General features: G+C 34.6%; 34 protein-coding genes. All 34 read right to left on the bottom strand.

What is annotated here, in order from left to right; all coding sequences use genetic code 11:
* Positions 1 to 4: 4 nt before the first annotated feature.
* On the bottom strand, positions 5 to 919 hold the full coding sequence (locus ABZP37_RS00995; protein ID WP_366184889.1) for an arginine deiminase family protein: 915 nt from the start codon (positions 917 to 919) through the stop codon (positions 5 to 7).
* A gap of 78 nt (positions 920 to 997) precedes the next feature.
* Positions 998 to 2266: a citrate synthase gene (locus tag ABZP37_RS01000; RefSeq protein ID WP_366184890.1), complete on the bottom strand. Its 1269-nt coding sequence runs from the start codon at positions 2264 to 2266 to the stop codon at positions 998 to 1000.
* A 151-nt stretch (positions 2267 to 2417) separates the two neighbouring features.
* Positions 2418 to 3710 (bottom strand): phosphopyruvate hydratase, encoded by a 1293-nt coding sequence (gene eno / locus ABZP37_RS01005; protein WP_366184892.1) that lies wholly within the window; start codon positions 3708 to 3710, stop codon positions 2418 to 2420.
* A gap of 218 nt (positions 3711 to 3928) precedes the next feature.
* The gene (carA, locus tag ABZP37_RS01010) at positions 3929 to 5029 is read right to left on the bottom strand and encodes a glutamine-hydrolyzing carbamoyl-phosphate synthase small subunit (RefSeq protein ID WP_366184894.1); all 1101 of its coding nucleotides are present in this window, start codon (positions 5027 to 5029) and stop codon (positions 3929 to 3931) included.
* 239 nt (positions 5030 to 5268) lie between these two features.
* Positions 5269 to 5763 carry a 50S ribosomal protein L17 gene (gene rplQ, locus ABZP37_RS01015; protein WP_366184896.1) on the bottom strand — a complete coding sequence of 165 codons (495 nt, stop codon included), beginning with the start codon at positions 5761 to 5763 and terminating at the stop codon, positions 5269 to 5271.
* A 62-nt stretch (positions 5764 to 5825) separates the two neighbouring features.
* Positions 5826 to 6818 (bottom strand): DNA-directed RNA polymerase subunit alpha, encoded by a 993-nt coding sequence (locus ABZP37_RS01020; protein WP_035659211.1) that lies wholly within the window; start codon positions 6816 to 6818, stop codon positions 5826 to 5828.
* 21 nt (positions 6819 to 6839) lie between these two features.
* Entirely contained in the window at positions 6840 to 7445 is a 606-nt protein-coding gene (gene rpsD, locus ABZP37_RS01025; RefSeq protein WP_366184898.1) for a 30S ribosomal protein S4, read from the bottom strand.
* A gap of 93 nt (positions 7446 to 7538) precedes the next feature.
* Entirely contained in the window at positions 7539 to 7922 is a 384-nt protein-coding gene (rpsK, locus tag ABZP37_RS01030; protein ID WP_007803677.1) for a 30S ribosomal protein S11, read from the bottom strand.
* An 8-nt stretch (positions 7923 to 7930) separates the two neighbouring features.
* The gene (rpsM, locus tag ABZP37_RS01035) at positions 7931 to 8305 is read right to left on the bottom strand and encodes a 30S ribosomal protein S13 (RefSeq protein WP_126745301.1); all 375 of its coding nucleotides are present in this window, start codon (positions 8303 to 8305) and stop codon (positions 7931 to 7933) included.
* Between the two features lie 2 nt (positions 8306 to 8307).
* A complete protein-coding gene (gene ykgO, locus ABZP37_RS01040) occupies positions 8308 to 8424 on the bottom strand; it encodes a type B 50S ribosomal protein L36 (protein WP_002987490.1) in 117 nt (38 codons plus the stop codon).
* Between the two features lie 11 nt (positions 8425 to 8435).
* On the bottom strand, positions 8436 to 8651 hold the full coding sequence (gene infA / locus ABZP37_RS01045; RefSeq protein ID WP_007136545.1) for a translation initiation factor IF-1: 216 nt from the start codon (positions 8649 to 8651) through the stop codon (positions 8436 to 8438).
* Between the two features lie 4 nt (positions 8652 to 8655).
* Positions 8656 to 10002 (bottom strand): preprotein translocase subunit SecY, encoded by a 1347-nt coding sequence (secY, locus tag ABZP37_RS01050; RefSeq protein ID WP_366184901.1) that lies wholly within the window; start codon positions 10000 to 10002, stop codon positions 8656 to 8658.
* 14 nt (positions 10003 to 10016) lie between these two features.
* Entirely contained in the window at positions 10017 to 10469 is a 453-nt protein-coding gene (gene rplO, locus ABZP37_RS01055; protein ID WP_264617541.1) for a 50S ribosomal protein L15, read from the bottom strand.
* Positions 10470 to 10480: 11 nt separating this feature from the next.
* Positions 10481 to 10663, bottom strand: a complete 183-nt coding sequence (rpmD, locus tag ABZP37_RS01060) for a 50S ribosomal protein L30 (protein WP_026706255.1) — start codon at positions 10661 to 10663, stop codon at positions 10481 to 10483.
* A 12-nt stretch (positions 10664 to 10675) separates the two neighbouring features.
* Positions 10676 to 11200 carry a 30S ribosomal protein S5 gene (rpsE, locus tag ABZP37_RS01065; RefSeq protein WP_264617542.1) on the bottom strand — a complete coding sequence of 175 codons (525 nt, stop codon included), beginning with the start codon at positions 11198 to 11200 and terminating at the stop codon, positions 10676 to 10678.
* A 5-nt stretch (positions 11201 to 11205) separates the two neighbouring features.
* Positions 11206 to 11556: a 50S ribosomal protein L18 gene (rplR, locus tag ABZP37_RS01070; RefSeq protein ID WP_366184903.1), complete on the bottom strand. Its 351-nt coding sequence runs from the start codon at positions 11554 to 11556 to the stop codon at positions 11206 to 11208.
* 11 nt (positions 11557 to 11567) lie between these two features.
* Positions 11568 to 12110, bottom strand: a complete 543-nt coding sequence (gene rplF / locus ABZP37_RS01075) for a 50S ribosomal protein L6 (RefSeq protein WP_366184905.1) — start codon at positions 12108 to 12110, stop codon at positions 11568 to 11570.
* An 18-nt stretch (positions 12111 to 12128) separates the two neighbouring features.
* Positions 12129 to 12527, bottom strand: coding sequence for a 30S ribosomal protein S8 (gene rpsH / locus ABZP37_RS01080; protein WP_264617545.1), 399 nt, complete (start codon positions 12525 to 12527; stop codon positions 12129 to 12131).
* 71 nt (positions 12528 to 12598) lie between these two features.
* Entirely contained in the window at positions 12599 to 12868 is a 270-nt protein-coding gene (rpsN, locus tag ABZP37_RS01085; protein WP_026707007.1) for a 30S ribosomal protein S14, read from the bottom strand.
* A gap of 3 nt (positions 12869 to 12871) precedes the next feature.
* Positions 12872 to 13423: a 50S ribosomal protein L5 gene (gene rplE, locus ABZP37_RS01090; RefSeq protein ID WP_366184907.1), complete on the bottom strand. Its 552-nt coding sequence runs from the start codon at positions 13421 to 13423 to the stop codon at positions 12872 to 12874.
* 2 nt (positions 13424 to 13425) lie between these two features.
* Entirely contained in the window at positions 13426 to 13740 is a 315-nt protein-coding gene (gene rplX, locus ABZP37_RS01095) for a 50S ribosomal protein L24 (protein ID WP_366184909.1), read from the bottom strand.
* A gap of 11 nt (positions 13741 to 13751) precedes the next feature.
* Positions 13752 to 14120 (bottom strand): 50S ribosomal protein L14, encoded by a 369-nt coding sequence (rplN, locus tag ABZP37_RS01100; RefSeq protein WP_108740334.1) that lies wholly within the window; start codon positions 14118 to 14120, stop codon positions 13752 to 13754.
* 2 nt (positions 14121 to 14122) lie between these two features.
* A complete protein-coding gene (rpsQ, locus tag ABZP37_RS01105) occupies positions 14123 to 14383 on the bottom strand; it encodes a 30S ribosomal protein S17 (protein ID WP_366184910.1) in 261 nt (86 codons plus the stop codon).
* Between the two features lie 17 nt (positions 14384 to 14400).
* On the bottom strand, positions 14401 to 14592 hold the full coding sequence (rpmC, locus tag ABZP37_RS01110) for a 50S ribosomal protein L29 (protein ID WP_366184911.1): 192 nt from the start codon (positions 14590 to 14592) through the stop codon (positions 14401 to 14403).
* 13 nt (positions 14593 to 14605) lie between these two features.
* The gene (rplP, locus tag ABZP37_RS01115; RefSeq protein WP_016989325.1) at positions 14606 to 15031 is read right to left on the bottom strand and encodes a 50S ribosomal protein L16; all 426 of its coding nucleotides are present in this window, start codon (positions 15029 to 15031) and stop codon (positions 14606 to 14608) included.
* Positions 15032 to 15049: 18 nt separating this feature from the next.
* A complete protein-coding gene (gene rpsC / locus ABZP37_RS01120; protein WP_108740331.1) occupies positions 15050 to 15799 on the bottom strand; it encodes a 30S ribosomal protein S3 in 750 nt (249 codons plus the stop codon).
* A gap of 5 nt (positions 15800 to 15804) precedes the next feature.
* A complete protein-coding gene (gene rplV / locus ABZP37_RS01125) occupies positions 15805 to 16215 on the bottom strand; it encodes a 50S ribosomal protein L22 (protein WP_366184912.1) in 411 nt (136 codons plus the stop codon).
* 6 nt (positions 16216 to 16221) lie between these two features.
* Complete coding sequence (gene rpsS / locus ABZP37_RS01130) at positions 16222 to 16500, bottom strand: 30S ribosomal protein S19 (protein WP_007136562.1); 279 nt, start codon at positions 16498 to 16500, stop codon at positions 16222 to 16224.
* A gap of 6 nt (positions 16501 to 16506) precedes the next feature.
* Positions 16507 to 17331 (bottom strand): 50S ribosomal protein L2, encoded by an 825-nt coding sequence (gene rplB, locus ABZP37_RS01135; protein WP_366184913.1) that lies wholly within the window; start codon positions 17329 to 17331, stop codon positions 16507 to 16509.
* 9 nt (positions 17332 to 17340) lie between these two features.
* On the bottom strand, positions 17341 to 17631 hold the full coding sequence (rplW, locus tag ABZP37_RS01140; protein WP_366184914.1) for a 50S ribosomal protein L23: 291 nt from the start codon (positions 17629 to 17631) through the stop codon (positions 17341 to 17343).
* Between the two features lie 6 nt (positions 17632 to 17637).
* A complete protein-coding gene (gene rplD, locus ABZP37_RS01145; protein WP_366184915.1) occupies positions 17638 to 18267 on the bottom strand; it encodes a 50S ribosomal protein L4 in 630 nt (209 codons plus the stop codon).
* Positions 18267 to 18884, bottom strand: a complete 618-nt coding sequence (rplC, locus tag ABZP37_RS01150) for a 50S ribosomal protein L3 (RefSeq protein WP_366184916.1) — start codon at positions 18882 to 18884, stop codon at positions 18267 to 18269. The genes rplD and rplC overlap by 1 nt, the downstream gene beginning before the upstream one ends.
* Positions 18885 to 19039: 155 nt before the next feature.
* Positions 19040 to 19345, bottom strand: coding sequence for a 30S ribosomal protein S10 (gene rpsJ / locus ABZP37_RS01155; protein WP_007803605.1), 306 nt, complete (start codon positions 19343 to 19345; stop codon positions 19040 to 19042).
* An 11-nt stretch (positions 19346 to 19356) separates the two neighbouring features.
* Entirely contained in the window at positions 19357 to 21513 is a 2157-nt protein-coding gene (gene fusA / locus ABZP37_RS01160; protein WP_366184917.1) for an elongation factor G, read from the bottom strand.
* Positions 21514 to 21515 lie beyond the last annotated feature (2 nt).

The raw sequence follows: 21515 nt of genomic DNA on the forward strand, positions 1-21515 counted from the left end.
TTTTTTAATCTCTTATTAATGGTAAAGTCGAACAACGCAACAATCCTTCTTGTTTGGCAATTTCAGCGTAGGGAACTTCCTCTACTACAAAACCCCTTTCTCGCAACCAATTATTTAGTCTTTTGAATTTTTTCTCAGAAACAACAACATTTGTGTCAATTGAAAAAATATTAGAATTCATATTATACATTTCATTGCGTTTTATATGAAATAAATTTTCTTTCCCAAAAAGATCAACCAAATACATATAATCTGCTTCTTCACGAAAACCTCTTTTATAAATAACCCCTTTGTCTTTTCCTATGGGTTGAAAACAACAATCTAAATGCAACGCATTATCTCTGGCTTCCAATTTAGATTTAATTAAATCAAAACCCTTTACAATCTTGTTCGGGAACAATGCTTTAATATACTCCACACCTTGCACATTAGTTCTTGCTGTTATATAATTTTTATAATCACTTCCTTTGTATGTCCCTACAAAAACATGATCTCCCCACAACATCACATCTCCACCTTCTATATGAACTTCTTGAGGCGGTCTCACCACTTTTAGTGGATTAATCCCATCAATGACATACTGAATTGCGACCAACTCGTTTTCTCTTTCAGGTAAAATATTAGATTTTATAAAAACATCTTCGATCACAAAACCAATATCTCTTGCAAATATTTGATTGTAATTATTAATAAGCTTCGGATGATATACTTTAACATCATATTTCAAGAGAACCTTTTCAAATGATTTCATCTCCATAACCATATCTTCCTCCAATGGGTAAGTCCCTGCCAAAATATGTTCCTTCGACTTAGGATCATAGGCTTCCTCAACTTTTGGTATTGGACCATTGCTATTCGCAGTACCTAAAACAACTGCTCTTAATCTGGAAGTTTCATTATGTATATTTAATTTCATCATATATTTAACTACTTTAAACAAAGGTAAAAAAAAAGCTTCACCTATAGTGAAGCTTTTTCTGAATTGATTGTATGCTTATTATTTAAATTCTCTTAAAGGAGAACCTGTATAGATTTGTCTAGGTCTTCCAATAGGTTCCTTATTTTCACGCATTTCTTTCCATTGCGCAATCCAACCTGGTAATCTACCAATAGCAAACATTACTGTAAACATATCTGTTGGTATCCCTAAAGCTCTATAAATAATTCCAGAATAGAAATCTACATTAGGATAAAGGTTTCTAGCTTTAAAATATTCATCTTCTAATGCTGCTTTTTCTAACTTTCTAGCAATTTCTAGAATAGGGTCTTCAACTCCTAAAGTAGCTAAAACTTCATTAGCCGCTTTTTTAATTATTTTAGCACGCGGATCAAAGTTCTTATAAACTCTATGACCAAATCCCATTAACCTAAAAGGATCTGCTTTATCTTTTGCTTTTGCTAAATATTTATCTGTATCTCCACCATTATTATGAATTTCTTCTAACATTTCAAGAACCGCTTGATTTGCTCCACCGTGTAAAGGTCCCCAAAGTGCAGATACACCTGCGGAAATTGAAGCAAATAAACCTGCATGTGAAGAACCTACCATTCTAACCGTTGAAGTAGAACAATTCTGTTCGTGGTCAGCATGAAGAATAAACAATTTATCCAAGGCATCAATAACCGTTTGATTTACTTTATATGGCTCAGTAGGGATTTCAAACATCAATCTCATGAAGTTCTCTACATATCCTTTAGTATTATCATAATAATTCATTGGATAACCCATATTCTTTCTGAAAGTCCAAGTAGCTATAACAAGGAATTTCCCCATAGTTTTACAAACTGCACAATACATATCTTTTTCATTCTCTACATCTACTGATTTAGGATTAAAAGACGTCAATGCACTAGTCATGGCAGCCAAAATACCCATCGGGTGAGCAGTTTTTGGAAAACCATCCAAGATGCTCTTCATTTCTTCATTCACTAGAGTATGTTTGCGAATATCATTCTCAAATTTGTCTAATTGAACAGCTGTTGGTTTTTCGCCAAAAATTAAAAGATAAGAAACCTCAAGAAAATTAGCATTTTCAGCTAAATCTTCGATTGCATACCCTCTGTAACGTAAAATTCCAAGTTCCCCATCCAAGAACGTAATTTCACTTGTACATGAACCTGAATTTTTATAGCCAGGATCTAGAGTAACCATCCCAGTTAAATCTCTTAATTTCTTAATATCGATAGCTTCTTCGTTTTCGCTTCCTTTGAAAATTGGAAACTCATACTTTTTACCATCAATTTCTAATATAGCTGTTTTTGACATAATACTTTGGAAATAAATCTTATTTTTAATAAAGCTCAAATCTAAGGAATTTCGATTTAATTAAAAAATGAATAATCTAATGAAATTGTTAAAACTCAAAAAAAAAGCCATTTACTTTTAGTAAATGGCTTTAAAATAATTTCAAAAACAATTATTTCTGTTTGAATGCATTCTTTCCAGGGAAATAAGCTGTATCTCCTAACTCTTCTTCAATTCTAATTAATTGATTGTATTTAGCCATACGATCAGAACGTGAAGCAGAACCAGTCTTAATTTGACCACAGTTTAATGCTACTGCCAAATCCGCAATTGTATTATCTTCAGTCTCTCCTGAACGGTGAGACATTACAGAAGTATAACCTGCATTTTTAGCCATATTAACTGCTGCAATAGTTTCCGTCAAAGTACCAATTTGATTTACTTTTACAAGAATTGAATTAGCAATACCTCTTTCAATACCAGTTGACAAACGCTCTACATTAGTAACGAATAAATCATCACCAACTAATTGAACTTTATCACCAATTTTTTCTGTTAATAATTTCCAACCATCCCAGTCATTTTCATCCATACCATCTTCAATAGAGATAATTGGGTATTTAGCAACTAATTCAGCTAAATAATCTACTTGTTCAGCAGAAGATCTCACTTTACCAGTTTCACCTTCAAATTTAGAGTAATCGTATTTACCATTTACATAAAATTCAGCAGCAGCACAATCTAAAGCAATCATGATCTCGTCACCAAATGTATATCCAGCGTTTTCAACTGCTAATTTAATGGTGTCCAAAGCATCTTCAGTACCACCAGCTAAAGTTGGAGCAAAACCACCTTCGTCACCTACAGCAGTACTCAAACCTCTATCGTGTAATACTTTTTTCAAACTATGAAAAATCTCAGTACCCATTTGCATTGCATGACTAAATGAAGTTGCCTTAACAGGGAAAATCATAAATTCTTGAAAAGCAATCGGTGCATCTGAATGAGAACCACCGTTGATAATATTCATCATTGGAACCGGCAATGTATTCGCAGAAACACCACCTACGTATCTATATAATGGCAAACCTAATTCGTTAGCTGCCGCTTTTGCAACTGCAAGAGAAACACCTAAGATAGCATTTGCACCTAATTTTGATTTATTTGGAGTACCATCTAAATCGATCATCATTTGATCAATTACATTTTGTTCAAAAACAGATGTTCCAACAAGTTCTTCAGCAATAAGTGTATTAACATTTTTCACTGCATTTAAAACTCCTTTTCCTAAATAGGCTTTTCCTCCATCACGTAATTCCACAGCTTCGTGTTCTCCAGTTGAAGCTCCTGATGGAACTGCAGCTCTTCCTAAAACACCACTATCAGTGATTACATCTACTTCAATAGTAGGATTCCCTCTAGAATCGAAAATTTGTCTTGCGTGAATTTTAATAATTATGCTCATACTTCTTTAATTTTTAATTTTAATATACAAATATATTCTATCTATTCTAATGATAATGCAAAAAATACTGAATGTTATTAACGAAAACGATGTATTCTATTTTTTCAAACAAAACAACCTTAGTATTTTACAAAAAAAAAAAAACTAAGACAATATCATTACATTAAAACCGAAAAGCTAAATTAAAACTTAAATGACAAGTTCTAATTAACTAAATATTATCCTTTTAAATTTTCAACAAATTGATCAAACAAATAAGAGGAGTCATGTGGCCCAGGGCTAGCCTCTGGATGATACTGAACTGAAAAACAATTTTTATTCTTCAAACGCATACCTGCAACAGTTCCGTCATTTAAATGAAGATGGGTGATTTCTAAATCAGGATTAGCCTCTAACTCTTCTTTATTCACAGCAAAACCGTGATTTTGAGAGGTAATCTCTCCTTTACCGGTAATCAAATTCTTCACCGGATGATTAATTCCTCTATGCCCGTTGAACATTTTATATGTTGAAATTCCGTTAGCTAAACCAATTACTTGATGTCCCAAACAAATTCCAAACAAAGGTTTGTTATTTTTCAAAATTTCTTGAGCTACACTAATAGCACTTGACAAAGGCTCTGGATCACCAGGTCCATTTGACAAGAAATATCCATTTGGATTAAAAGAAGCTAAATCAGCGTAAGTAGCATCATAAGGAAATACTTTAACGTAACAATCTCTTTTAGCTAGATTACGAAGAATATTAGTTTTAACACCTAAATCTAAAGCAGAAATTTTATAAGTTGCGTTTTCATCACCATAAAAATAAGGCTCTTTTGTTGAAACCTTAGAAGCCAGCTCCAAACCTTTCATATCAGGTACATTCGCCAAAGCTGCTTTTAGTTCTTCAATAGGCGTTCCATCAGTACAAATAACAGAGTTCATAGCACCATTTTCTCTGATATAACTTACCAAAGCTCTAGTATCTACATCCGAAATACAAATCAAATTTTGTTTAACAAAATAATCCTCTAAACTTCCAGAAGCATCTACACGAGAATAATTAAAACTAAAGTTTTTACAAACTAAACCAGCAATTTTAATCCCTGTTGATTCAACTTCATTATCATTAACCCCGTAATTTCCAATATGCGGATTGGTAGCAACCATTATCTGACCAAAATAAGAAGGATCAGTAAAAATTTCCTGGTAACCCGTCATACCTGTATTAAAACAAACTTCACCAAAGGTTGTTCCGCTAATACCAATAGATTTTCCGTGAAAAATAGTTCCATCACTTAATAAAAGTATGGCGCTCTGTCTTGTTGTATATTTCATTCTTTGATTTATAATTTAATAGCTTAGTGAAATTCGCACAGCTACACTCGTTTGTGGATAAATATTGTGCAAATTTAATCCATTAATACAATGGAAACAAATTTTTAAAAGGGATTGTAAAAAAATAAGCAAGCATAGCAATATGTTACTCTATTTTTAAAATCTCATCATTAGACAAAAAAAAAGGATAAACTATAAATAGCTTATCCTTAATTTTTATTGAATGATTATCTTCATAACTATTCAGTAGCCTCTGTAGTAGTTTCAGAATCACCTTCAGCAACAGGAGCATCAGTAGCTTCGTCTGCTTTTTTAGCTTTTCCACCACGACGGCTTTTTGCTTTTTTAACTTCTTTTTTACCTCCGTTGTAAATTTCATTGAAATCTACTAATTCGATCATTGCCATATCAGCATTATCTCCTAAACGGTTTCCAACTTTAATGATACGAGTGTATCCACCTGGACGGTCACCAACTTTAGCAGCTACGTCTCTGAACAAATCAGTTACAGCATATTTGCTACGTAAGTAAGCAAAAACAATACGACGATTGTGCGTAGTATCATCTTTTGATTTTGTTATTAAAGGCTCAACAAATTGTTTAAGCGCTTTTGCTTTAGCAACAGTAGTGTTAATACGTTTGTGCTCAATAAGAGAACAAGCCATATTAGCCAACATAGATTTTCTATGCGCAGTCTGTCTGCTTAAGTGATTGAATTTCTTTCCGTGTCTCATGACGTGTTTTTTTAAACCCTCATCTTGCTACTATCCTCTATGGAGAGCAAAATATGAGTAATTTATTCTTTATCTAGTTTGTATTTTGCTAAATCCATACCGAAAGTTAAATTCTTCACAGCAACAAGTTCATCAAGTTCTGTTAAAGATTTTTTACCAAAATTACGGAATTTCATTAGATCATTTTTATTGAACGATACTAAATCACCAAGTGTATCAACTTCAGCCGCTTTCAAGCAGTTTAATGCTCTCACAGATAAATCCATATCAACAAGCTTAGTTTTAAGCAATTGTCTCATATGTAATGATTCCTCATCATAAGATTCTGTTTGTGCAATTTCATCAGCCTCGAGTGTAATTCTTTCGTCAGAGAATAACATGAAATGGTGAATTAAAACTTTTGCAGCTTCAGTAAGAGCATCTTTAGGATTGATAGAACCATCAGTTTTGATTTCAAAAACTAATTTTTCATAATCTGTTTTTTGCTCCACACGGAAGTTTTCAATTGCATATTTTACATTTTTTACCGGAGTAAAAATTGAATCTGTAAAAATAGTACCAATTGCAGCGTTTTGTTTTTTGTTCTCCTCAGCGGGAACATATCCTCTACCTTTTTCGATTGTTAAATCTAGGTTAAGTTTGATTTTACTATCTAAATTACAGATAACTAGTTCTGGATTCAAAACTTGGAAACCTGAAATGAATTTTTGAAAATCACCAGCTGTTAATTGATCTTTACCAGTAACAGAAATACTAACTGATTCATTATCTATATCTTCAATTTGACGCTTAAAACGTACTTGTTTAAGATTAAGAATGATTTCGGTAACATCTTCAACAACTCCTGAGATAGTAGAAAACTCATGATCTACACCCTCTATGCGGACAGATGTAATTGCATAACCTTCTAATGCTGAAAGCAAAACTCTTCTAAGTGCATTACCAACAGTCAATCCGTAACCAGGTTCTAAAGGTCTAAACTCAAATTTACCTTCAAAATCGGTTGAATCGATCATGATAACTTTATCGGGCTTCTGAAAATTAAATATTGCCATAAATTTCGACTAAGTCAATTATTATTTGTTGTACAACTCTACGATTAATTGTTCTTTAATGTTTTCTGGAATCTGAAGTCTAGCTGGCACAGTAACAAAAGTACCCTCTTTAACGTCATTATTCCAAGTAATCCATTCATAAACATGACTTGAATTAGACAAAGAACGTTCGATAGCCTCTATAGATTTAGATTTTTCACGAACAGCAACTTTATCACCAGGCTTTAAATGGTAAGATGGGATATTTACAACATCACCGTTAACAGTGATGTGTCTGTGGGAAACTAATTGTCTAGCACCTCTTCTAGAAGGAGCTACACCCATTCTAAAAACAACGTTATCCAATCTTGCCTCACACAATTGTAAAAGAACCTCACCTGTTACACCTTTAGTAGCAGATGCTTTTTTAAATAAACCTCTGAATTGTTTTTCTAAAATTCCGTAAGAATATTTAGCTTTTTGCTTTTCCATCAACTGGACTGCATATTCAGATTTTTTACCTCTTTTTTTAGCCATCCCGTGTTGCCCAGGAGGGTAATTTCTTTTTTCGAAAGCTTTATCATCTCCGAAAATTGCCTCGCCAAATTTACGAGCAATTCTAGTTTTTGGACCAGTATATCTTGCCATTTCTATGAATTAATTAAGGTAGAGATTATGAATTCAGGTCATATCCTTCGATAATCGTTATTTCTACCTAGTTATACTTAAATTATTTATTTTTTAAACTCTACGTCTTTTTGGAGGACGACATCCATTGTGAGGCATTGGAGTAACATCAATGATTTCAGTTACTTCAATTCCACCGTTATGTATAGAACGGATAGCAGACTCACGTCCGTTTCCTGGTCCTTTTACATAAACTTTCACTTTTTTAAGTCCAGCCTCAAGAGCTACTTTACTACAATCTTCTGCTGCCATTTGAGCTGCATATGGAGTGTTCTTTTTAGAACCTCTAAAACCCATTTTACCAGCTGAAGACCAAGATATAACTTCACCTTTTTTATTAGTCAAAGAAATAATGATGTTATTGAAGGTAGCAGAAATATGAGCTTCACCCGTTGATTCAACGATAACTTTACGTTTTTTTGCTGTTGCTTTAGCCATATTACTTATTATTTAGTTGCTTTCTTCTTGTTAGCAACAGTTTTTCTTTTACCTTTTCTAGTTCTAGAGTTATTCTTAGTTCTTTGCCCTCTTAAAGGAAGACCAGATCTATGACGAATACCTCTATAACATCCAATATCCATTAAACGTTTGATGTTCAAAGAAACTTCAGAACGTAATTCTCCTTCAATTTTGAAAGTTGATACCGCTTCACGAATTGCTCCGATCTCCTCATCATTCCAATCTTGAACTTTTTTATCTTGGCTTACTTGAGCTTTTTCTAAAATCTCAATAGCTCTACTTTTTCCTAATCCGAAGATGTAGGTAAGTGCTATAACACCTCTCTTGTTTTTCGGGATATCTACCCCTGCTATTCTTGCCATAATTATCCTTGTCTTTGTTTAAATCTAGGATTCTTTTTGTTTATTACGTATAATCTTCCTTTTCTACGTACGATGATGCACTCGGCACTTCTCTTTTTTACTGATGCTCTTACTTTCATTGTGAATTCTTTTAATATCTATAAGTAATTCTTGCTTTCGACAAATCGTAAGGACTCATTTCTAGTTTCACTTTATCACCAGGTAATAATTTGATGTAATGCATACGCATTTTTCCAGAAATATGAGCAATTACAATATGTCCATTCTCTAATTCTACACGGAACATCGCATTTGATAATGCTTCAATGATGCTACCGTCTTGTTCGATTGCTGATTGTTTTGCCATAAAATTAAGCTACTGCTTTTCTGTTTTTACCAGTTTTCATTAAACCGTCATAATGTTTATTTAACAAATATGAATTGATTTGCTGGATTGTATCAATCGCAACACCAACCATAATTATCAATGAGGTACCCCCAAAAAACATTGCCCAAGATTGTTGAACATCCATAAGACTTACGACAATTGCTGGGAACACAGCTATTAGAGCAAGAAATAAAGACCCTGGAAAAGTAATTAAAGACATCACTTTATCTAAAAATTCAGAAGTTTCAGCTCCAGGCCTAACACCTGGAATAAAACCACCACTTCTCTTCAAATCGTCAGACATCTTGTTAGTAGGTACTGTAATGGCAGTATAAAAGAAAGTAAACACAACAATTAATGTTGCAAAAACTAAATTATACCAAAATCCAAACATATTACTAAAAGCGCCAACAATAGATTGCGAAGCGTCTGATTTAGATAATCCAGCAACAGCTGCAGGAACAAACATGATTGCTTGAGCAAAGATAATCGGCATAACTCCAGAAGCATTAAGCTTTAAAGGAATCCATTGTCTATTACCACCCAACATATCTTGTTCATAATCTCCTGAAGCAGTACGGCGAGCGTACTGAACTGGTATCTTTCTTATTGCCATAGTCAATAAAACACAAGCAACAATAACTAATAACCAAATAATGATTTCGATAACCAATAACATTGGTCCACCATTGTTATTAGTAACTCTCGTTGTAAATTCTTGAATAAATGCTTGAGGAAATCTTGCTAAAATACCCACCATAATTAAAAGTGAAATACCATTTCCAATTCCTTTATCAGTTATCTTTTCTCCTAACCACATGGCAAAAATTGTACCTGTAACTAAAATAACAACTGAAGAAAATAAGAATTCAAAAGAATTAAACCCTAATAAAAATGCGCTACTAGGTAGAGTTCTATAAAGATTGTAGATATAAGTTGGCCCTTGTACTAAAGTAATAACTATAGTTAACCAACGAGTAATCTGATTAATCTTCTTTCTACCACTTTCACCATCACTTTGTAGTTTTTGCAAATAAGGAATCGCAATTCCCATAAGCTGAACAACAATAGATGCCGAAATATAAGGCATGATTCCTAAAGCAAAAACTGATGCTTGTGAAAATGCACCTCCAGTAAACATGTCAAGAATTGAACCAATCCCTTCTTTAGTTTGACCCGCTAAATTAGCTAATTGAGTCGCATCGATTCCAGGAAGTGTTACTTGAGCTCCAAAACGATAAACCAAAAGCAAACCTAATGTTATTAAGATTCTATTCTTGAGTTCTTCGATTTTCCAAACATTACTAATTGATTCAATAAATTTCTTCATACTTAATTGAAAAATTATATTGTTACAGCTTCTCCACCAGCAGCTTCAATAGCAGCTTTTGCAGTAGCAGTAAATTTGTGAGCAGTTACTTTTAATTTTGCTTTCAATTCTCCTCTTCCTAAAATCTTAACGATTTCATTCTTAGTTGCCAAACGGTTTGCTACATAAGTTGTCATATCGACAGCATCTGTAATTATACCATTATCAACTAATAATTGAAGAGTATCTAAATTAACACCTTCGTAATCTTTACGATTGATGTTTGTGAAACCAAACTTAGGCACACGTCTTTGAAGTGGCATTTGCCCACCTTCAAAACCAATCTTTTTTGAATAACCAGAACGAGATTTTGCTCCTTTGTGTCCTCTTGCAGAAGTACCACCTTTTCCTGAACCTTCTCCTCTACCTAATCTTTTATTTTGATTGTGTGTTGACCCTTCAGCTGGTTGTAAGTTACTTAAATTCATAACAGTATTTGTTATTTAGCTTCTTCAACAGAAACTAAGTGTTTAACTTTGTTTATCATCCCAAGGATTGCAGGGTTTGAATCATGTTCTACAACCTGACCCATTTTACGTAGACCTAAAGCTTCTAATCCTCTTTTTTGAGTAAGAGGACAGTTGATTTTACTTCTAACTTGTTTTACTAATAATTTAGCCATAATTTCCTTGAATTAACCTTTAAAAACTTTTTCTAATGAAAGTCCTCTCTGTTTTGCAACAGTATAAGCACTTCTCATTTGTAATAAAGCATCAAAAGTTGCTTTTACTACATTGTGAGGATTTGATGATCCTTGAGATTTAGATAATACATCATGAATCCCTACTGATTCAAGAACTGAACGAACAGCTCCACCAGCAATAACTCCTGTACCGTGAGAGGCAGGAATTAAGAATACACGTGCACCACCAAATTTACCTTTTTGTTCGTGAGGTACTGATTGACCGTTCAAAGGAATTTTTACTAAATTTTTCTTAGCATCTTCTACCGCTTTTGCGATTGCTTCAGAAACATCTTTAGATTTCCCTAATCCATGTCCTACAACACCATTTTCATCACCTACAACTACGATAGCAGAAAAACCAAATGCTCTACCACCTTTTGTAACTTTAGTAACACGATTTACACTTACCAAACGGTCTTTTAATTCAAGACCTCCTGGTTTTACTAATTCTATACTTTTGTATTTATTAGACATACTTATTAGAATTTAAGCCCAGCCGCTCTCGCGCCTTCTGCTAATGATTTAATACGACCGTGATATAAATAACCCCCTCTATCGAAAGTTATAACTTCTATCCCAGCTTTTAATGCTTTTTCCGCAACAAGTTTCCCAACTGCAGTAGCAACCTCTACGTTCGTACCTTTTCCTATTTCTTTTTCTCTTGATGAAGCAGCTAATAAAGTAACTCCATTTACGTCATCAATAAGTTGCGCGTAAATTTCTTTATTACTTCTAAAAACAGATAGTCTTGGATTAGTAGCTGTACCACTAATTGTCTTTCTAATTCTGAATCTAATTCTCTGTCTTCTTTCAGGTTTTGTTAATGACATAATCTTATTTTTTAAGCTGATTTACCCGCTTTTCTTCTTAATACTTCACCTACAAATTTAACACCTTTTCCTTTGTATGGCTCAGGCTTACGGAAACCTCTAATTTTTGCCGCAACTTGACCTAAAAGTTGTTTGTCAAATGATGTTAACTTCACAATTGGGTTTTTACCTTTTTCAGATATTGTCTCTAAAGTTACTTCGGTAGCAACTTCTAAAACAATATTGTGAGAAAAACCAAGAGCTAACTCTAATCTTTGTCCTTGATTAGAAGCTCTATAACCAACTCCAACCAACTCTAAAGATTTTGTAAAACCTTCAGTTACTCCAATAATCATATTATTGATTAAAGATCTATATAAACCATGTTTTGCTCTTTGGTCTTTGTGATCAGACGATCTTTCAACTTGAACTTGATCGCCTTCAACCGCTACAGTTACGTCCGAAAACTCCTGTGTTAGTTGACCGTTTTTTCCTTTAACTGTAATAATACCTTCTTTAACTTCAACAGTTACTCCGGCAGGGATTGCAATTGGACTTTTACCTATTCTTGACATCTTCTTATCGTCTTTTAATTAGTATACGTAACAAATTACTTCTCCACCAACGTTAAGTTGTTTCGCTTTTTTCCCAGTCATCAAACCTTTCGATGTAGAAACAATAGCAATTCCTAATCCGTTAAGGATTCTTGGAATAGAAGCAGAACTTGAATATTTACGTAAACCTGGTTTACTAATTCTTTGGATATCTTTGATTACAGGCTCTTTAGTATCTTTATCATACTTCAAAGCAATTTTGATTGAACCCTGAACAGAGTTGTCTTCAAATTTGTAACTTAAGATATAACCTTGATCAAATAAGATCTTAGTAATTTCTTTTTTAAGATTAGATGCAGGGATCTCAACAACTTTGTGGTTTGCAGCCACAGCGTTTCTAACCCTTGTCAAATAATCTGCAATAGGATCTGTATACATATGTATAAATTTGCGATTATGGTTTTCTCCAGACTATCTGTCGAACCTTTAACCAATTAAAATTCAATTTTTTACCAGCTGGCTTTCTTAACCCCTGGTATCAATCCATTATTAGCCATTTCACGGAATGTTACACGTGAAATACCGAATTGACGCATATACCCTCTTGGTCTACCTGTCAATTTACATCTATTATGTAAACGAACTGGTGAAGCATTTTTCGGTAATTTCTGCAAACCTACGAAATCTCCAGCTTCTAACAAAGCTTTTCTTTTCTCAGCATACTTTGCTACCGTTTTTTCTCTCTTAACCTCACGGGCTTTCATTGATTCTTTAGCCATATCTTAATTCTTTTTAAAAGGTAATCCTAATTCAGCCAATAATGACTTCGCTTCCTTATCAGTTTTAGCAGTAGTAACAAAAGTAATATCCATACCAGATATTTTGTTTACTTTATCAATATCAATTTCCGGGAAAATGATTTGCTCTAAAACTCCAAGGTTGTAGTTTCCTCTTCCGTCGAAACCAGTAGCTTTAATACCACCGAAATCTCTAACACGTGGTAAAGATGAAGTAATAAGTCTATCTAAAAACTCATACATTCTTTCTCCACGCAAAGTAACTTTTGCACCAATTGGCATTCCTTTTCTCAATTTGAAAGACGCAACGTCTTTCTTAGAGATAGTAGATATCGCTTTTTGACCAGTTATCTTTGTCAACTCATCAACTGCATAGTCAATTAGTTTTTTGTCAGAAACTGCTGCTCCAACTCCACGGCTTAAAACGATTTTGTCCAACTTAGGAACCTGCATTACGTTTACATATCCGTACTCCTCTGTAAGAGCAGAGATAACTCTACTCTTATATTCTTCTTTTAGTCTAGGTATATATGCCATTACTATAGTACTTGATTAGATTTTTTTGAAAATCTTACTTTCTTATCTCCTTCAACTCTAATACCTACTCTTGTTGCTTCCTTAGTTTTAGGATCAATTAGAGAAAGGTTAGAAATTTGAATAGAAGCTTCTTTTTTTACAATTCCACCTTGAGGGTTTTTTGCACTTGGTTTCGTATGTTTTGAAACCATGTTTACACCTTCTACGATAGCTTTGTTTTTCTCACGGTCAACACGTACTATTTTACCTTCTTCACCTTTATGGTCTCCAGCAATTACTCTTACGATGTCACCTGTTTTTATTTTTAGCTTTATCATCTTAAAACGAATTAAAGCACTTCTGGTGCTAATGATACAATTTTCATGAATTGTTTTTCACGAAGTTCTCTTGCTACCGGTCCAAAAACACGAGTTCCTCTCATTTCCCCTGCAGCATTCAATAGAACACATGCATTGTCATCGAAACGGATATAAGAACCATCGGCTCTTCTCACTTCTTTTCTGGTACGTACTACAACTGCAGTTGAAACCGCTCCTTTTTTAACGTTACCGTTTGGAGCTGCATCTTTTATAGAAACTACAATCTTATCACCAACTGAAGCATACCTTCTTTTGGTACCTCCTAAAACACGGATAGTTAAAACTTCTTTAGCTCCTGTGTTATCTGCTACTTTTAGTCTTGATTCTTGTTGTACCATAATTATTTAGCTCTTTCTAGGATTTCAACTAATCTCCAACATTTTGTTTTACTTAAAGGACGCGTTTCGCTAATCCTTACAGTATCACCAATGTTACAATTGTTCGTTTCGTCGTGTGCATGATACTTTTTAGTTTTCAATACAAACTTACCGTATAACGGGTGCTTTACTTTAGTAACTTGCTCAACAACAATAGACTTATCCATTTTGTTAGAAGTCACAACACCTATTCTTTCTTTTCTTAAATTTCTTTTTTCTTCCATCTTTCAGCAGATTACAATTATTGCAATTCTCTTTTAGTTAACTCAGTGGCTAATCTTGCAACTGTTCTTCTTAAACTTCTAATTTGAAGCGGATTCTCAATTGGAGAGATAGCATGAGCCATTTTTAGGTCAGCATATGTTTTCTTAGCCTTGCTAAGGTTTTCTTGCAACTGTGCTGCAGAAAGATCTTTTATTTCTGATTGTTTCATAATATAATATAGATTATGCTTCGAAATCTCTAGCAACAACGAATTTAGTTTTTACTGGAAGCTTTTGAGCTGCAAGACGTAACGCCTCTTTAGCAACTGACAAAGGTACTCCTCCAACTTCAAACATAATTCTTCCGGGTTTAACAACGGCAGCCCAATACTCAACTGCACCTTTACCTTTACCCATACGTACCTCAAGAGGCTTCTTAGTAATTGGTTTGTCTGGAAATATTTTGATCCATAATTGTCCCTCTCTTTTCATGAAACGTGTTGCAGCGATACGTGCAGCTTCAATTTGACGAGAAGTTAGGAACATTCCATCTTCATGTACAGATTTAATACCAAACATTCCATTAGAAAGTTCATGCCCTCTTCCAGAGTTCCCTTTCATTTTACCTTTTTGTACCTTACGGTATTTTGTTCTTTTAGGCTGTAACATTTTTCTTTAATTTAAAAATTACTTTCTTTTACGAGCGTCTGGTTTTCCACCTTTATTAAAGTTAGATTTTCCACGAGGAGAATCTCCACCTTTTCCGCCAGCTTGTTTTTTGTCCATTCCAGCAAGTGGAGAAAGATCTCTCTTTCCGTAAACTTCACCTTTCATAATCCACACTTTGATACCCATTCTACCATAAGTAGTATGCGCTTCAGCTAATGCATAATCAATATCGGCTCTGAAAGTTGATAAAGGAACTCTTCCTTCTTTGAAACCCTCTGAACGTGCCATCTCAGCACCATTCAAACGACCAGAAATTAAAACTTTGATACCCTCAGCGTTCATACGCATAGAAGCAGCAATAGCCATTTTAATTGCACGTCTGTAAGAAATACGGCTTTCGATTTGACGACAGATGCTTGTAGCAACTAGATACGCGTCAAGTTCAGGTCTTTTTATTTCAAAGATGTTGATTTGAACCTCTTTGTCAGTAACTTTCTTAAGTTCTTCTTTTAACTTGTCTACCTCTTGCCCACCTTTTCCGATAATGATACCAGGTCTAGCAGTAGTGATAGTAACGGTTACAAGTTTCAAAGTTCTCTCGATGATTACTTTTGATACACTAGCTTTTGATAAACGAGCATGGATATACTTTCTGATCTTATGATCTTCAGCGATTTTATCACCGTAATCATTTCCACCATACCAGTTTGAGTCCCATCCTCTGATGATACCAAGTCTATTTCCAATTGGATTTGTCTTTTGTCCCATCTTTATTAAATTGCTTGTGTGTTATTAATAGATCCAAGCACGATTGTTACGTGATTAGAACGTTTTCTAATTCTATGTGCGCGACCTTGTGGAGCTGGACGAAGTCTTTTCAACATCATTCCACCATCTACTCTAATCTCCTTAACAAATAATCCTGCTTCTTCAATACTAGCTTCAGCGTTTTTTTGCTCCCAATTGTTGATTGCAGACAAAACTAACTTTTCTAATTTTCTTGAAGCTTCTTTAGAACTGAATCTTAAGATGTTAAGTGCTCTTTCTACCTTCTGACCTCTTACCAAGTCCGCTACTAAGCGCATTTTTCTAGGTGAAGTAGGGCAGTTATTCAATTTTGCGAAAGCAATAGACTTATTAGCCTCTTTTCTCGCATCTGCTGTTTCTCTTTTACGAACTCCCATTGCTTCTTATTTTTTACCTTTATTTTTTGCTCCAGCATGACCTCTAAAAGATCTAGTTGGTGAAAATTCTCCTAATTTGTGACCTACCATGTTTTCTGTTACGTAAACTGGTACAAATTGACGACCGTTATGAACTGCGATAGTTTGCCCAACGAAGTCAGGAGTAATCATAGAAGCTCTAGACCAAGTCTTTACCACTCCTTTATTTCCACCTGCGATGTTTTCTTGAACTTTCTTGTCTAACTTATAATGAACGAAAGGTCCTTTTTTTAATGAACGTGCCATATCTTATTATTTCTTTCTACGTTCTACGATATACTTGTTACTCGGGTTTTTCTTAGAACGTGTTCTATAACCTTTTGCTGGTATTCCATTTCTTGAACGTGGATGTCCACCAGAAGAACGTCCTTCTCCACCACCCATTGGGTGATCAACAGGGTTCATTGCAACAGGTCTTGTTCTAGGTCTTCTACCTAACCATCTTGATCTACCTGCTTTTCCAGATACAACTAATTGGTGGTCAGAATTAGATACCGCTCCAATTGTAGCTGAACAAGTTAACAAGATCAATCTTGTTTCACCTGAAGGCATTTTGATTGTAGCGAATTTTCCATCTCTTGCCATTAATTGAGCAAAAGTTCCAGCAGAACGAGCAATTACTGCTCCTTGACCTGGTCTTAACTCAATACAAGAGATTACAGTTCCCAATGGGATTCTGCTTAAAGGTAATGTATTACCAATTTCAGGTTGAGATTCCGGACCAGAAACTAATTTCTGACCAACTTTCAATCCATTTTGAGCAATAACATAAGTTTTCTCACCATCAGCATAAGCTAATAAAGCGATAAACGCAGTACGATTTGGATCATATTCGATTGATTTCACTGTAGCTGGAATTCCTTCTTTTGTACGTTTGAAATCAATAATACGATATCTCTGCTTGTGACCACCACCCGTATAACGCATGGTCATCTTTCCTTGACTATTTCTACCTCCAGAGTTTTTTATCGGCGCTATCAAAGAGCGTTCCGGCTTATCAGTTGTAATAGCGTCATAACCATTCACAACTCTAAATCGCTGACCTGGGGTAATAGGTTTTAATTTTCTTACTGACATTTTTCTATCTTAGATATTGTTGTAAAAATCAATTGTTTCTCCTTGCTGTACTTGTACAATTGCCTTCTTAATTGCATTTGTCTTTCCACTTATCAAACCACTTTTAGTGTACTTAGTAGTTCTATCTGGTCTTACATTCATTGTATTAACACTTAACACAGTTACTCCATAAGCAGCTTCAACAGCTTTCTTAATCATAACTTTGTTTGCTTTTTTGTTAACAACGAATCCAAAACGGTTTAAAACTTCACTTTCTTTGGTTACTTTTTCCGTTACTATAGGTTTAATTATGATACTCATATCCTATTATTTACTTAAATTTTCTTCAATTACTTCCAAAGAACTCTCCAAAAGCACTAAATTACTAGCATTCAAAATAGCATAAGTACTTAATTCTAAGCTACTTACTACACTTGAGCCCTTTAAATTGCGTGACGACAAATATACATTTTTATTTGACTCACCCAATACAAATAGTGATTTTTTATTATCTAACTCTAAAGCTTTCAAAACGTTAATGAAATTCTTAGTGCTTGGCGCTTCAAATTTAAAGTCTTCAAGAACGATAATATTTGATTCTTTTGCTTTTATTGAGAAAGCAGATTTTCTTGCCAAACGTTTCAAGTTTTTATTCAATTTGAATGAATAACTTCTTGGTCTTGGTCCGAAAACCGTTCCCCCACCTTTAAACAATGGATTCTTCATACTACCCGCACGAGCAGTACCAGTTCCTTTTTGTTTTTTAATCTTACGTGTACTTCCCGCAACTTCAGCTCTTTCTTTAGCTTTGTGCGTTCCTTGTCTTTGATTAGCTAAATATTGCTTCACATCAAGGTATACAGCGTGATTATTTGGTTCAATTGCGAATACTGAATCAGAAAGTTGAACTTTTCTTCCAGTATCTTTTCCGTTGAAATCTAATACTTTTACTTCCATTACTTCTCGATGATTACATAAGAGTTATTACATCCAGGAACACATCCTTTAATAACAAGTAGATTCTTTTCAGCAACTACTTTTAAAACTCTAAGGTTTTGAACTTTTACATTATCGCTTCCCATTCTTCCAGCCATACGCATTCCTTTGAATACTCTAGATGGATAAGAAGACGCTCCTACAGAACCTGGCGCTCTTAAACGGTTGTGTTGACCGTGAGTTGCTTGACCAACACCACCAAAACCGTGACGTTTTACAACCCCTTGAAAACCTTTACCTTTAGATACACCCTGTACATCTACAAACTCTCCTTCAACAAAAATAGAAACATCAATAAGATCTCCTAATTTTTTTCCTTCTGCAAACTCCTTGAATTCAACGACTTTTTTCTTAGCTACAGTTCCCGCTTTTTTAAAGTGACCTAAAGCCGCTTTTGTGGAATGTTTCTCGTTTTTGTCATCGAAACCAAGTTGCAACGCTTCATACCCGTCAACACCTTTGGTTCTGACTTGGGTAACAACGCATGGACCAGCCTCAATTACAGTACAAGGAATATTTTTCCCGTTCTCGTCAAAAAGACTCGTCATGCCGATTTTTCTACCAATTAACCCAGACATAATTATTAATTATTAATTATTAAATATAAAAATAGAACACATCATTTAAGTGAACCCTTATTTTTAAAGTGGTGCAAAAGTATAACTTATTTACACACAATCCAAAAAAAGTTTTCACTTAAACAAAGTGCTCTCAATTTCTCTTACTTAGAAACCTAAACTTTGATTTCTACTTCAACTCCACTAGGCAATTCTAATTTCATCAAAGCATCAATTGTTTTAGATGAAGAAGAATAAATGTCAATTAATCTCTTGTATGACATTACTTCGAATTGCTCTCTTGCTTTTTTATTAACGTGCGGAGAACGTAGAACAGTGAAAAGTTTTTTGTGAGTTGGTAATGGAATTGGACCTGTAACAACTGCACCTGTAGTTTTAACCGTTTTTACAATCTTTTCAGCAGACTTGTCTACCAACATGTGATCGTAAGATTTTAGTTTTATTCTGATTTTTTGACTCATTTTCTTAAAGATTAAGCGTTTCCTTTTGCTTTTTTGATTACTGCTTCTGAAATATTAGAAGGAGTTTCCGCGTAATGTGAAAATTCCATAGTAGATGTTGCTCTACCAGATGACAACGTTCTTAATGTCGTAACATAACCAAACATTTCTGATAATGGCACATCAGCCTTAATAGTTTTAGCACCAGCTCTATCACCCATGTCATTAACCTGACCTCTACGACGATTGATATCACCTACGATATCCCCCATGTTTTCTTCTGGTGTAATAACTTCCATTTTCATGATTGGCTCAAGAATAACAGCTCCTGCAGCTTTAGCAACTTCTCTATAACCCATTCTTGCCGCTAACTCAAAAGAAAGCGCATCAGAATCGACAGGGTGAAAAGATCCGTCAGTTAAAGTAACTTTTAAACTATCCACTTGATAACCAGCCAAAGGACCAGTCTTCATAGCTTCTCTAAAACCTTTCTCTACAGATGGAATATATTCCTTAGGCACATTACCACCTTTTACAGCGTTAACAAATTGTAATCCTTTTGGAATTTTACCTTCAACTTCATCAGCTGGCTCAAGTTTAAATACGATATCACCGAATTTACCACGACCCCCTGATTGTTTTTTATATGTTTCTCTATGAACAGCAGATTTTGTAAAAGCTTCTTTGTATTCAACTTGAGGCTCACCTTGGTTAACTTCAACTTTGAATTCACGACGCATTCTATCAACCAAGATATCTAAGTGAAGCTCACCCATACCCGAAATAATAGTTTGCCCTGAAGCCTCATCTGTTCTAACTGTAAATGTTGGATCTTCTTCAGCTAATTTAGCCAATGCCATACCCATCTTATCTACGTCAGCTTTAGTTTTAGGCTCAATAGCGATACCTATTACTGGCGCAGGGAATTTCATAGACTCAAGAATAATTGGGTGCTTTTCATCACACAATGTATCTCCAGTTTTAATATCTTTAAATCCAACTGCCGCTCCAATATCACCAGCCTCGATATAATCGATTGGGTTTTGCTTGTTAGCATGCATTTGGTAGATACGAGAAATTCTTTCCTTATTTCCTGAACGAGTGTTCAACACATAAGAACCTGCATCTAAACGTCCTGAATAAGCACGAAAGAAAGCCAAACGACCTACGAATGGGTCAGTAGCAATCTTAAATGCTAAAGCAGCGAATGGCTCTTTAACATCTGGCTTACGCAAGATTCTAGTCTGATCCTCTTCCAACAATTCAGCATCATCAGGATGAATTCCTTCGATACCATCTTTATCCATTGGAGAAGGCAAATATTTACAAACTGCATCCAACATAAATTGAACACCTTTGTTTTTAAAAGAAGAACCAGCAATCATCGGGATGATAGCCATGTCCATAACAGCTGCTCTTAATGCAATGTTGATTTCTTCCTCTGTAATAGAGTTTTCATCTTCCATGAATTTTTCAAGCAAATTCTCATCATAGTCAGCAACTGCTTCAATAAGAATCGATCTGTATTCCTTAACTTCTTCAAGCATATCATCAGGAATAGGCACAATATCATAAGTAGCCCCTAAACCTTCTTCATGCCATACAATAGCTTGATTTTTAACCAAATCCACAACACCCCTGAAATCATTCTCTTCACCAATTGGCAAAGTGATCGCAACTGCATTTGATTTCAACATATCTCTTACTTGCTGACATACCATCAAAAAGTTAGATCCTTGTCTATCCATTTTATTAACAAAACCAATACGAGGTACTTTATACTGATCAGCAAGTCTCCAGTTAGTTTCCGATTGAGGCTCAACACCATCAACAGCACTAAATAAGAAAACCAAACCATCCAATACACGTAACGAACGATTTACCTCTACGGTAAAATCAACGTGACCTGGAGTATCAATAATATTAAAGTGGTAAGGCAATGTTTCTGGTAAAGGTTTTCCTTGTGTAGTTGGAAAATTCCACTCACAAGTTGTAGCAGCAGAAGTAATTGTAATACCTCTTTCTTGCTCCTGAGCCATCCAGTCCATTGTTGCTGCACCATCATGCACTTCACCAATTTTGTGTGATTTACCAGTATAAAAAAGAATACGCTCCGTTGTTGTCGTTTTACCAGCATCAATGTGAGCAGCAATTCCTATATTTCTTGTATATTTTAAGTCTCTAGCCATTT

Source organism: Flavobacterium ovatum (assembly GCF_040703125.1).
Classification (GTDB): Bacteria; Bacteroidota; Bacteroidia; order Flavobacteriales; family Flavobacteriaceae; genus Flavobacterium; species Flavobacterium ovatum.

Coding starts and splice junctions, on each gene's coding strand:
- rpsN (WP_026707007.1), bottom strand. CDS start 12,868: ATGGCTAAAGAATCAATGAAAGCCCGTGAGGTTAAGAGAGAAAAAACG.
- rplE (WP_366184907.1), bottom strand. CDS start 13,423: ATGGCATATATACCTAGACTAAAAGAAGAATATAAGAGTAGAGTTATC.
- rplW (WP_366184914.1), bottom strand. CDS start 17,631: ATGAGTATCATAATTAAACCTATAGTAACGGAAAAAGTAACCAAAGAA.
- rpsS (WP_007136562.1), bottom strand. CDS start 16,500: ATGGCACGTTCATTAAAAAAAGGACCTTTCGTTCATTATAAGTTAGAC.
- rpsE (WP_264617542.1), bottom strand. CDS start 11,200: ATGTCTAATAAATACAAAAGTATAGAATTAGTAAAACCAGGAGGTCTT.
- rplV (WP_366184912.1), bottom strand. CDS start 16,215: ATGGGAGTTCGTAAAAGAGAAACAGCAGATGCGAGAAAAGAGGCTAAT.
- rpsQ (WP_366184910.1), bottom strand. CDS start 14,383: ATGGAAGAAAAAAGAAATTTAAGAAAAGAAAGAATAGGTGTTGTGACT.
- rpsK (WP_007803677.1), bottom strand. CDS start 7,922: ATGGCTAAAGCAACAGCAAAAAAACGTAAAGTTATCGTTGAATCAACG.
- ABZP37_RS01020 (WP_035659211.1), bottom strand. CDS start 6,818: ATGGCAATATTTAATTTTCAGAAGCCCGATAAAGTTATCATGATCGAT.
- rpsC (WP_108740331.1), bottom strand. CDS start 15,799: ATGGGACAAAAGACAAATCCAATTGGAAATAGACTTGGTATCATCAGA.
- ABZP37_RS00995 (WP_366184889.1), bottom strand. CDS start 919: ATGATGAAATTAAATATACATAATGAAACTTCCAGATTAAGAGCAGTT.
- rplQ (WP_366184896.1), bottom strand. CDS start 5,763: ATGAGACACGGAAAGAAATTCAATCACTTAAGCAGACAGACTGCGCAT.
- rplD (WP_366184915.1), bottom strand. CDS start 18,267: ATGGAAGTAAAAGTATTAGATTTCAACGGAAAAGATACTGGAAGAAAA.
- rplB (WP_366184913.1), bottom strand. CDS start 17,331: ATGTCAGTAAGAAAATTAAAACCTATTACCCCAGGTCAGCGATTTAGA.
- fusA (WP_366184917.1), bottom strand. CDS start 21,513: ATGGCTAGAGACTTAAAATATACAAGAAATATAGGAATTGCTGCTCAC.
- rpsJ (WP_007803605.1), bottom strand. CDS start 19,345: ATGAGTCAAAAAATCAGAATAAAACTAAAATCTTACGATCACATGTTG.
- ABZP37_RS01000 (WP_366184890.1), bottom strand. CDS start 2,266: ATGTCAAAAACAGCTATATTAGAAATTGATGGTAAAAAGTATGAGTTT.
- rpsH (WP_264617545.1), bottom strand. CDS start 12,527: ATGTATACAGATCCTATTGCAGATTATTTGACAAGGGTTAGAAACGCT.
- secY (WP_366184901.1), bottom strand. CDS start 10,002: ATGAAGAAATTTATTGAATCAATTAGTAATGTTTGGAAAATCGAAGAA.
- rplN (WP_108740334.1), bottom strand. CDS start 14,120: ATGGTACAACAAGAATCAAGACTAAAAGTAGCAGATAACACAGGAGCT.
- rplR (WP_366184903.1), bottom strand. CDS start 11,556: ATGTCATTAACAAAACCTGAAAGAAGACAGAGAATTAGATTCAGAATT.
- rpmD (WP_026706255.1), bottom strand. CDS start 10,663: ATGGCTAAATTATTAGTAAAACAAGTTAGAAGTAAAATCAACTGTCCT.
- eno (WP_366184892.1), bottom strand. CDS start 3,710: ATGAGCATAATTATTAAAATTCACGCAAGACAAATTTTCGATTCTAGA.
- rpsD (WP_366184898.1), bottom strand. CDS start 7,445: ATGGCAAGATATACTGGTCCAAAAACTAGAATTGCTCGTAAATTTGGC.
- rpsM (WP_126745301.1), bottom strand. CDS start 8,305: ATGGCAAGAATAGCAGGGGTAGATATCCCGAAAAACAAGAGAGGTGTT.
- infA (WP_007136545.1), bottom strand. CDS start 8,651: ATGGCAAAACAATCAGCAATCGAACAAGACGGTAGCATCATTGAAGCA.
- rplF (WP_366184905.1), bottom strand. CDS start 12,110: ATGTCAAGAATAGGTAAAAGTCCAATTGCAATCCCTGCCGGAGTAACT.
- rplO (WP_264617541.1), bottom strand. CDS start 10,469: ATGAATTTAAGTAACTTACAACCAGCTGAAGGGTCAACACACAATCAA.
- carA (WP_366184894.1), bottom strand. CDS start 5,029: ATGAAATATACAACAAGACAGAGCGCCATACTTTTATTAAGTGATGGA.
- rplX (WP_366184909.1), bottom strand. CDS start 13,740: ATGATAAAGCTAAAAATAAAAACAGGTGACATCGTAAGAGTAATTGCT.
- rplC (WP_366184916.1), bottom strand. CDS start 18,884: ATGTCTGGGTTAATTGGTAGAAAAATCGGCATGACGAGTCTTTTTGAC.
- rplP (WP_016989325.1), bottom strand. CDS start 15,031: ATGTTACAGCCTAAAAGAACAAAATACCGTAAGGTACAAAAAGGTAAA.
- rpmC (WP_366184911.1), bottom strand. CDS start 14,592: ATGAAACAATCAGAAATAAAAGATCTTTCTGCAGCACAGTTGCAAGAA.
- ykgO (WP_002987490.1), bottom strand. CDS start 8,424: ATGAAAGTAAGAGCATCAGTAAAAAAGAGAAGTGCCGAGTGCATCATC.